Origin of the sequence: Amycolatopsis panacis, assembly GCF_003600245.1 — a bacterium.
Taxonomy (GTDB): domain Bacteria; phylum Actinomycetota; class Actinomycetes; order Mycobacteriales; family Pseudonocardiaceae; genus Amycolatopsis; species Amycolatopsis sulphurea.
Genome location: NZ_QZFV01000032.1, coordinates 129,435 through 137,936 on the forward strand (window position 1 = coordinate 129,435; position 8,502 = coordinate 137,936).

Genomic DNA, 8,502 nt, shown 5'->3' on the forward strand with positions numbered 1-8,502 from the left:
GCTGTCTTGTACGGATCGGTCGCGCTACCGGCCTTCCACGAGCCGGGCGAGCTGCGCGACGGTGGTGCCCCAGCCGTCGGCGAAGCCCAGGTCTTCGTGCCGCTTCCGGGCGGCGGGCTCGCCGTGCCGGACCACGACCCGGTAGTCGGTGCCCTCCGGGTGCTCGCGCAGCACGATCTCCGCGGTCATCGCGACCGGTGCGGGGCTCGCCGGGCGCCATTCGCTGTCGAGCGCGTTGGTGAAGACGATCCGCTCGTACTCATCGGCCAGCAGGAAACAGGCGTTCAGGTGCGGGTGGTAGCTCTCCCCGTCCTCGCTCAGCTGCGTGACGAACGCGCCGCCGGAGCGAACTTCCAGCCGTTGCACGCGGCAGTGCATCGGGGCGGGAATCCACCATTGGGCGAGTTTCGCCGGATCCGTCCACGCCGCCCACACCCGCTCGCGCGGTGCCCGGATGATCCGGTCGAGGCCGAGATCGAGATCGGGGTTCATGAGTCCTCCTCGGTTTCGGTGACGAAGTCCGCCAGCCGATCGGTGCGCCCGGCCCAGATCCGGCGCTGCTGCGCGAGCCAGTCGTCGACCAGCGCGAACCGTTCCCGGTTGAGTTCACAGATCCGTACGCGACCGGTCTTGACCGTGCGGATCACGCCGTTCGCTTCGAGCACCCGGACGTGCTTCAGGAACGAGGGCAAGGTCATCGGTGCCGCCCGTGCCAGCTCGCCCACGCTCGTCGGCCCCTGTCCGAGCCGATGCACCACGGCGCGGCGAGTCGGGTCGGCGAGCGCGAGGAAGACCCCGTCGAGCACCTCCGAATACTGAGCCATGAGGCTAAGTATTACCCCGGTTGCGCGCGCGGAACAAGACGATCCCGGCCGCCCGGCTCGCCGCCGCCGTCCTGGCCTGGGGATACGGCACCGCCCGCCTCTTCGCTGGTGGCTGGTCCAGCAGCGCTTGGCGCGATTACCTGGCCTGGGCCACCGAACAGTGCGGCAACCCGGATTTCGGCGGCGAACCGGACGCCGTCAAAATGGCCTGGTCTCGGGCCGATGGCCTGCCCACGTCCGAACCACCGGGTGAACCTGCCGGATTTGGCGACCGCGGAGGCGCTTACCCGGCCCAGCAGGTCCTGAGGTAGCTGAGGAACGACGCCGAGAGGCCGGTCACGTGGGTCTCCTGCAGGATCGCGCTGGTGACGGCTCCGTCGCGCGCGGTCAAGCGGTGCAGGAGGGTGGCCGTGTTCTTGGTGATGCTTTGGTAGATGGCCAGGTCACCGAGAAGTTCCCGGTCGTTGATGGTCACGTGCAGCCTGGCTGCGGGCAGGTCTTCGCCCAGCTCCTTGAGCCGGGCGAAGACCTGGCTGTCCTCGCCGGCGACGCCGGGGCTGCCCGCGCCGATGCTCTCGAAGAGCGTGCAGCCGGAGAGCCAGGTGTAGAGACTGAAAAGTCCGCCGTAGGAGTAGCCGAAGAGGCCGTGACCGCTCGCGGCGATGCTGTAGTCGCGTTCGATCCGCGGATGCAGGTCCGTCGTCAGGAAGTCCAGGAATGCGTCGGCGTGGGTGTCACGTAGCGCGGCGAGGTAGGCGTCGGCTTCCTCGCGGGTCATCGCGCCCGCGGCGAATCCCGCCTCCACGGCATCGCCGAGCTCCTTGGCTACCGGCTCGCCGGGCGGTACGAGGTCTCGGTTGCGCAGCCGTGCCCAGTGCTGCGCTTCCTCGCCCGCATAGCCGACGCTGACCTGGATGTAGGGCTGAATCCGTTGCATAGGATCCGCCTGGGTGACGATCAGCGGAGCCGTCATGGCTGCGGCCCAGTTCCCGTCGAGCACATACATAACCGGCGCTTGCGTGGTTGCGGGATCGTAGCCCGGCGGCGTGGTCACCCAGACGCCGTAGCCGAGCCCGCCGCTGGAACGGATTTCGAAATAGTCGGTGTCGGCGAGGCAACCGTGCCACATCGTGCTCATCGGAGGTCCTTTACAACGCGTCCGGCCTGGACGACGACAATGGCGTTGGCGGGGTTGGCGAAAATCTTCGGATCTTGGAGCGGGTCACCGTCCCAGAGCACGAGGTCTGCCTGCATTCCGGGAGCGATAACGCCCACCTCGCCGGACAGGCCGAGGATCTCGGCGTTGGTCTTGGTGGCCGCCACGAGCGCGTCCATCGGCGTCTCGAGTGCTGCGCGCAAGGCGAGTTCTTCTCCTCGGCGGTCCTGAACCGGACCGATGAGATCGGAACCGAGCCCGATCCGCACGCCGGCTTCCTTGGCGGCCGCGAGCGCCTGGGTCATCCGCTCGCGAACACCCTGCACCCGATCGCGGGTCGACTCGCCGAGCCCGGCTCCAGCGGTGTTGTGCAGCAGTTGCTCGACGACCGCGAACGTAGGCACCAGCGCAACGTCGCGCGTGGCCATCAGGATGGCTGTGGATTCATCGATGTCGGTGCCGTGCTCGACGCAGCGCACCCCGGCCTCGATCGCGTTCCGGATGCCTTCGTTGTTGTGGGCATGGACCGTCACGTAGGTGCCTCGCGCCGTGGCTTCCTCAACGGCGACGGCGATCTCTTCCACGGTGAACTGGGTGTCGGTCAGCCGGTCGTGCGCGCCGACCACTCCGCCGGTCACGCAGAGCTTCAGGAACGAGGCGCCACGGCGGAAGGCCTCACGCACGTTGGCGCGCAGTTCGGCGGCGTTGCCCGACATCATGGACAGCGCGCACAGACCCGGCAGGTGATGGCTGCTCCACAACTCGGTGGGTTCCCAGTCGGCTCCGTAGTAGCCGTGTCCGCCGGTCTGGCACTGCACGGGTCCGCACGACAGCACGCGCGGTCCCCTGACCTTGCCCTTCGCGATCGTGGTGACGACGCCGCCGTCGATCCCGCCGGTGTCCCGAACGGTGGTGAAACCCGCATCGAGCGCCCCGCCCGCCGTGGCGAAGATGTCCGCCGCGATCTCGGCGGCACTGATCTGAAACGAGAACTGCGGCTGGATCGGGCTCGACAAGCCCAGGTGGACGTGCGCGTCGATCAGGCCGGGCGTCATCGTCAGTCCCCCGGCATCCAGGCGTTCGCCGGATCCGCCGTCGGGACCGACCTGGGTGATGAGCCCGTCTTCAATGGTGACCTCGAGGTCGGCGGGGTCGCGACCGGACCCGTCGACGACCGTCGCACCGACTATCCGAACGCATCCCACGAGTCGTTCCCTCCGCCGTAGCGAGCCGCCTGCGACCATGTCCGCAGTACCATCGATCCTTCTTTTCCAATGGATAAACTGTGGGAGTGGTCCTGTCAAGCTCGGCATCCACAAGCGCCCGCGAGCGGCTCCTCGCCCGGCTTCTCGAAGCCTTCGGCGAGGACCTGCCCGCACCGAAGATGTCGCTTCGCGAGATCGCCGCTCGGACCGAGACCAGCCACGCCCTCCTGCGATATCACTTCGGGTCGCTCTCGGGCGTCTTGGCGGCCATGCTCAAGACACAACGGTCCCGGGACAACGAGGTGCTTTTCGAGGCCGCCCAGCGGGGCACCTTTGACGACCTCGTCAGGGCGATCTGGCAGACCTACACACGCCCGGAGCAGCTGTCGCGTGTCCGCGGTTTCTTTCACCTCGCAGGGCTGGCCGCGTACAGCCCACAGGACTTTCGCGAGTTCATCGAGTCGCTCGACGATCTGACCAGGATGCTGGCCACACTCGCGGAACGTGAAGGACTCGACGCCACGGAAGCCCTGGCCGCGGCCACGGTCACCGTCGCCGCGATTCGTGGCCTCCTCTTGCAGGAAATCCTTTCTCCGATCGCACATTCGGAGGACGCGGTCGCCTTGATCCTGCGGATGAGCAAGAACCGCTCCTGAGTTCAGCCGCCTTCCGGCCCACCCAGCGGACCGCTTGCCTCGGTGAGGTGCAGGAGCATGTGCAGCTCCAGCGCCCGCTGCGGAGTACGCCAGCCCTCGCCGAGCAGACGGTCGACTGTCGCCAGCCGCTGATACAGCGTGTTCACGTGAATCGCCAGAGCGGTTGCTGCCGGGCGAGGGCGGCAACCATGGTCGAGGAACACCCGCAGGGTCTCCACCAGCGGAACGCCACGGCGTTGTTCCTCGGCGAGGACTGGTCCCAGCGCGTGCTCGAACGCCTCCGCCAGATCGCGGCGACCTGCATGGTCGAGCAGAATCCGATACAGCCCGAGTTGCCCGGCGGTCGCGGCTTCTCCGTTTCGCCCCAACACTTCCAGGGCACGTAGCGTCTGCCGGGCCGCGTGGAAGCAACGCTGTAGCTCCGCCTGTCCGCGTGCGGGGCCGGCGATGCCCGCGGTCGGTGCGTCACCCGGCCAGTCCCGACGAATGCTGTCGGGGTCGGCCGTGGTCACGACGAGCAGCCGGCCGCCATGCTCGGCCACGAGCGCTCCGGGCAGTTGCGGGAGCCGCGCCCGTCCGGAGGCCACGAGCACCGCGTACTGCGCCGATGGGTCCAGCCCGGCTTGCCATAAGGCCGGTCGTTCCGAGGTCGTGGTGAGCAGATCGACCAACGACGCTGCGCGGGTACGCCGCGACGCTTCGGCCGTAGCCTGCTCGGCGAGAAGCGCGAGTGCGAGTGCCGGCGCCGCACGGTCGAGAAGCAGCTGGTCATCACGGGCGGGCTCCCCTTCGAGCACCAGCACGCCGAAGCGTCGATCCCCGGCCACGACGGGCCGCGCCACGGTCACGTCATCCGACGGTTCCGTCACGAAGCGGACCCGCCCGCGGGCCATCGAGCTGATCTCGGCCAGCAACTCCTCGACGCTGCCGCCGGTGAGCACCACACGTGTCAGCCGCTGGTCCCAGCGCAGCGTCTGCTCCAGCTCCTCGGTGCGGCGCGCGAGTTGGTCGTTCGCGGCGTTGAGGCTGCTGATCGCGTTGGCGTTCTCGATGGCGATCGCCGCGTGCGCGGCCAGCGCCGAGGCCAGCGTCACCTCGTGCTCGGTGAAGTCCCGTTCCTGACGTTTGCCCACGAACAGGGCACCGAGCACCCGGCCGCGCAGGCGCAACGGAACTCCGAGCAGCCCGCGCATGTTCTCCGCGCGCGCCGCCGTGTCGGCGATGTCGTCGTGGCGGAAACGCCGCTCCGCCTGATAATCGGCTGTCCAGCGGGGCGCGGCGTGCTCGATCACTTCACCGGCCAGCCCCACCGACAATGGGATCACCACCCCGATCAGCTCCGGGGTGAGCGCACCGCTGGTGACTTTGAGCCGCAGGTGCCCGTCCTCAAGGAGGCCGAGGTAGGCCAGATCCGCGCCGAGCACCCGGCGGGCCTGGTCGACGATCTCCGGCAGCAGCTCGTCGGGCGCGTGCCGGGTGGCCAGCCGGATCGCGATGTCGTTGAGCGCGGCCAGCTCAGCCGCCCGCTGCGCCTGCTGCCGCAGCACCATCGTGAGCCGCAGCGCTTGCGCGGTCTCCCGATCGGCGGTGTCCAGCTCACGGCCGTGCCGCTGAAGCTCATCCGGGTCGGCGTCGCGCAGCAGCAAGTCCAGCCATGTCTCCCGCACCAGCGGACACTCCATCCATTGATAACCGCCAATGATAGCCGGTTCACACATTGAGCAGAGGCCGTCGACGCCGCTAGCCTCGCCGTCATGCGCGACGAGGCGTGGCGACGTGAGCTGATCGAGGACCTGGACCGGGGCTTGCCCGCAGGCCGGGTGCTCACCGATCCTGATGTGGTGTCCGGCTACGTCCACGACGAGGCCGAATGGGCACCGCACGGCGCACCGGCGGCGGTAGTGCGGCCGCGGACGGCCGAGGAGGTGCGGCACGTCGTCCGGGTCTGCCTGCGGCTCGGCGCCCCGATCGTCCCGAGGGGCGCGGGCACCGGGCTTTCCGGCGGGGCGAACGCGATCGAGCACAGCGTGGTCCTTTCCACCGAGGCGATGACCACGATCAAGGAGATCAACCGGCGGGAACGGCTCGCCGTGGTCGAGCCCGGCGTGGTCAACGACCACCTGCGCGCGGCCTGCGCCGAGCACGCCCTGTGGTACCCGCCGGATCCGGCGAGCGCGCCGTGGTCGACCATCGGCGGCAACGTCGCCACCAACGCCGGCGGACTGTGCTGCGTCAAGTACGGCGTCACCCGCGACTACGTGCTGGGCCTGGAGTTCGTGAGCGGGACCGGCGAGCTGGTCCGGATCGGCCGTCGCACCGCCAAAGGCGTCGCCGGCTACGACCTCGTCGGGCTCATGGTCGGCTCCGAAGGCACGCTCGGCGTCATCACCGAGATCACCGTGCGGCTGCGGCCCGCCCGCCAACCCGAACACACCGTCGCGGGCTACTTCTCCTCGATCACCGACGCCGGGCATGCGGTCGCCGCCGTCGCCGAAGCCGGGCTGGAGCCCTCCGCACTGGAACTGATCGACCAGCACTGCCTCGCCGCCGTCGACGAGTGGAAGCACATGGGCCTGTCGTCCGAGGCCAATGTGGTGTTGCTGGGCCGCACCGACAGCGCCGGCCCGGCCGGCGAACGAGAAGCCGACGCGATGCTGGCCTGCTTCGAGAAGGCGGGCGCGACCTTCGCGGTGCGCTCGACCGACCAGCAGGAGGCCGACGCACTGTTCGCCGCACGGCGCCTGGCCTACCCCGCGCTCGAACGGCTCGGCCCGGTACTGACCGAAGACGTCTGCGTGCCCAAGGGCGCGGTCCCCGAAATGCTCGCGCGGATCGAGGAAACCGCCGTTCGGCACGACACTCTGATCGCCAACATCGCACACGCCGGCGACGGCAACCTCCACCCGCTGCTGATCACCCAGCCCGGCGACGACGCCGCGAAGAAGCGGGCGCAGGCGGCGTTCGACGACATCGTCACGGCCGCGTTGGAACTGGGCGGCACGGTCACCGGCGAGCACGGAGTCGGTCTGCTCAAACGGAAAGGCCTGTCCGCCGAAGCCGGACCTGCCGTACTGGCACTCGGCCGGGCAGTGAAGGACGCACTGGACCCGCGGGGAATCTTCAATCCTGGCAAGGTCATCGCGCCCAAGCAGAACGAGGCGTGACCGCAGAACCGTTCGCCCGCAACGGTATCTGACCAGAGGCCCGGACCGAAACCCTCTCGCTAGTGTTACGAGCGAAGAGGGTTTCCTGTGTGGACGTTCCGGGAGCCGGACCGTCTTGATCGACGTACTCGGCTCGCTTCGAGCCTGCACAGCATCGTCGGCGGCGGCGCACCCCTCTACCAGGAGGACTTACGCGCCGCGGCGACCGCCTTCGGACCCATCGTCACCCAGATGTACGGCCAGGGCGAGGCACCCATGACGATCACCGTGATGCCCCCGGGCAAGCCCTCGAACACCCCGGCTCCTGCGGCCGCCCCTTCCACGGAATAGATGTCCGCATCGTCGCGCAGGATGGTTCTCCCGTCCCCGAGGGAACGGACGGTGAGGTCATCGTCCGCGGCGACGTGGTCATGAGCGGCTACTGGGAAAACCCGAAAGCCACTGCGGAAACTCTCGTGGACGGCTGGCTGCACACCGGTGACATCGGCCATGTCGATCCGGATAACGGATACCTCTACCTGACCGACCGCGCGAGCGACTCATCGACATCCTCGGCCGTCGACCTCGACCATGACTACTTCATCTTTGCCGCCGGCCCGCCGGAACGGCTACGTGATGACAGCGGCGGAGTCCCTACCTGGCGGGCCAAAGTCAGCGCGCAACTGGCCGACAAGCCTTTCGGGGGCATCCAGCTCGACGTGTCCCCCCAGGACTCATGAACTTCATGCCACCGACAGGCTCGCCGTACCCAACTCGTTGGCGTTCGCCGATATCCCAGCAGTTGAGGTCGAAGCGGTCGACATCCACCGACATGCGGCAGAGAAGTTCCACGGCATACTCCGCGACTTCGGGGAACGTGAGAACTCGCGGGTCCGCGACCTCGTCGACCTCACCATCCTGCTCGAACACGGCCTGCTCGAATCCGAGCAAACGGCAACCGCAGTCCGATCCGTATGGCTCGAACGCAACAACACCGCACCACCGGACAACCTCCCGCCGCTGCCAGAGTCGTGGCCGGACCGCTACCAGCGACTAGCTGCCGGCCACGGCATAGAAATCCGCCGTACGTCGCAGCGGTCGCCACCGTGACTCAGCTACGGTTCACCATGTTTAGAACTCTCGGTGGACCTGAGGGGAATCGAACCCCTGACCCCCGCCTTGCAAAGGCGGTGCTCTACCAATTGAGCTACAGGCCCGATGCGGACGAAGTCCGCGAGTAGGTCAGTTGCGCGAGGCGTCCGCAGCCTTGGCCGGCGTACTGCCGTTGGCCGAGATCGGCCCGTGCGGGGCAGTAGCTTCCCGCCACAGGTCAGCCTCAGCCTTGGCAGCCTTGTTGCGCTTGACGACAAACAGCACGCCGCCCACGATGACCGCGAGTGCCAGCAGCTTCTTCACGTGGAGCCCCCTTCGACATCTTTACCCTGAGCCACCCCCGATGCTACTGCACGCCCCCCACCCCCCAACCCCCACCCAGTTCCACGCGGAACCACTAATCCC

The 8,502-nt window shown here is 68.2% G+C and carries 11 protein-coding genes and 1 tRNA gene; 5 read left to right on the forward strand and 7 right to left on the reverse strand.

From position 1 onward, the window contains the following. Positions 1-24: 24 nt before the first annotated feature. Both D5S19_RS03075 and D5S19_RS03080 read right to left on the reverse strand, forming a co-directional pair. On the reverse strand, positions 25-492 hold the full coding sequence (locus tag D5S19_RS03075; RefSeq protein WP_120021789.1) for an SRPBCC domain-containing protein: 468 nt from the start codon (positions 490-492) through the stop codon (positions 25-27). Next, positions 489-824, reverse strand: coding sequence for an ArsR/SmtB family transcription factor (locus D5S19_RS03080; RefSeq protein WP_120021790.1), 336 nt, complete (start codon positions 822-824; stop codon positions 489-491). Before D5S19_RS03080 ends, D5S19_RS03075 begins: the two co-directional genes overlap by 4 nt. Before the next feature lie 20 nt (positions 825-844). On the opposite strand from D5S19_RS03080, the gene D5S19_RS03085 reads away from it, so the two are divergent. Continuing rightward, positions 845-1,135 (forward strand): hypothetical protein, encoded by a 291-nt coding sequence (locus D5S19_RS03085; protein WP_120021791.1) that lies wholly within the window; start codon positions 845-847, stop codon positions 1,133-1,135. Here the strand turns inward: D5S19_RS03085 and D5S19_RS03090 are convergent. Beyond that, positions 1,108-1,962: an alpha/beta hydrolase gene (locus tag D5S19_RS03090; protein WP_120021792.1), complete on the reverse strand. Its 855-nt coding sequence runs from the start codon at positions 1,960-1,962 to the stop codon at positions 1,108-1,110. The two genes, D5S19_RS03085 and D5S19_RS03090, sit on opposite strands and share 28 nt — an antisense overlap. Beyond that, the gene (locus D5S19_RS03095; protein ID WP_120021793.1) at positions 1,959-3,185 is read right to left on the reverse strand and encodes a metal-dependent hydrolase family protein; all 1,227 of its coding nucleotides are present in this window, start codon (positions 3,183-3,185) and stop codon (positions 1,959-1,961) included. The genes D5S19_RS03090 and D5S19_RS03095 overlap by 4 nt, the downstream gene beginning before the upstream one ends. A gap of 86 nt (positions 3,186-3,271) precedes the next feature. Here D5S19_RS03095 and D5S19_RS03100 point away from each other — a divergent pair, with 86 nt between their 5' ends. Beyond that, positions 3,272-3,841 carry a TetR/AcrR family transcriptional regulator gene (locus tag D5S19_RS03100; RefSeq protein WP_120021794.1) on the forward strand — a complete coding sequence of 190 codons (570 nt, stop codon included), beginning with the start codon at positions 3,272-3,274 and terminating at the stop codon, positions 3,839-3,841. 2 nt (positions 3,842-3,843) lie between these two features. Here D5S19_RS03100 and D5S19_RS03105 read toward each other — a convergent pair whose 3' ends face one another. After that, positions 3,844-5,508 (reverse strand): helix-turn-helix domain-containing protein, encoded by a 1,665-nt coding sequence (locus D5S19_RS03105; RefSeq protein WP_199730307.1) that lies wholly within the window; start codon positions 5,506-5,508, stop codon positions 3,844-3,846. A gap of 87 nt (positions 5,509-5,595) precedes the next feature. Here D5S19_RS03105 and D5S19_RS03110 point away from each other — a divergent pair, with 87 nt between their 5' ends. The 3 genes from D5S19_RS03110 (at position 5,596) to D5S19_RS32305 (ending at position 8,094) form a co-directional block, all read left to right on the forward strand. Beyond that, positions 5,596-7,005, forward strand: coding sequence for an FAD-binding oxidoreductase (locus D5S19_RS03110; RefSeq protein ID WP_120021795.1), 1,410 nt, complete (start codon positions 5,596-5,598; stop codon positions 7,003-7,005). Positions 7,006-7,415: 410 nt separating this feature from the next. Next, complete coding sequence (locus tag D5S19_RS32810; protein WP_325050209.1) at positions 7,416-7,724, forward strand: hypothetical protein; 309 nt, start codon at positions 7,416-7,418, stop codon at positions 7,722-7,724. Between the two features lie 37 nt (positions 7,725-7,761). Then, positions 7,762-8,094 carry a nucleotidyl transferase AbiEii/AbiGii toxin family protein gene (locus D5S19_RS32305; protein WP_199730309.1) on the forward strand — a complete coding sequence of 111 codons (333 nt, stop codon included), beginning with the start codon at positions 7,762-7,764 and terminating at the stop codon, positions 8,092-8,094. A 34-nt stretch (positions 8,095-8,128) separates the two neighbouring features. On the opposite strand, the gene D5S19_RS03130 is transcribed toward D5S19_RS32305, so the two are convergent. Together D5S19_RS03130 and D5S19_RS03135 are read right to left on the reverse strand one after the other, a co-directional pair. Further along, positions 8,129-8,201: transfer RNA gene (locus tag D5S19_RS03130), tRNA-Ala, on the reverse strand. 25 nt (positions 8,202-8,226) lie between these two features. Then, complete coding sequence (locus tag D5S19_RS03135; protein WP_120021797.1) at positions 8,227-8,400, reverse strand: DLW-39 family protein; 174 nt, start codon at positions 8,398-8,400, stop codon at positions 8,227-8,229. Positions 8,401-8,502: the final 102 nt, after the last annotated feature.

Excerpts from the sequence above, each read along its gene's own strand:
- D5S19_RS03110 (WP_120021795.1), top strand. The coding sequence starts at position 5,596 with ATGCGCGACGAGGCGTGGCGACGTGAGCTGATCGAGGACCTGGACCGG.
- D5S19_RS03090 (WP_120021792.1), bottom strand. The coding sequence starts at position 1,962 with ATGAGCACGATGTGGCACGGTTGCCTCGCCGACACCGACTATTTCGAA.
- D5S19_RS03080 (WP_120021790.1), bottom strand. The coding sequence starts at position 824 with ATGGCTCAGTATTCGGAGGTGCTCGACGGGGTCTTCCTCGCGCTCGCC.
- D5S19_RS32810 (WP_325050209.1), top strand. The coding sequence starts at position 7,416 with ATGAGCGGCTACTGGGAAAACCCGAAAGCCACTGCGGAAACTCTCGTG.
- D5S19_RS03075 (WP_120021789.1), bottom strand. The coding sequence starts at position 492 with ATGAACCCCGATCTCGATCTCGGCCTCGACCGGATCATCCGGGCACCG.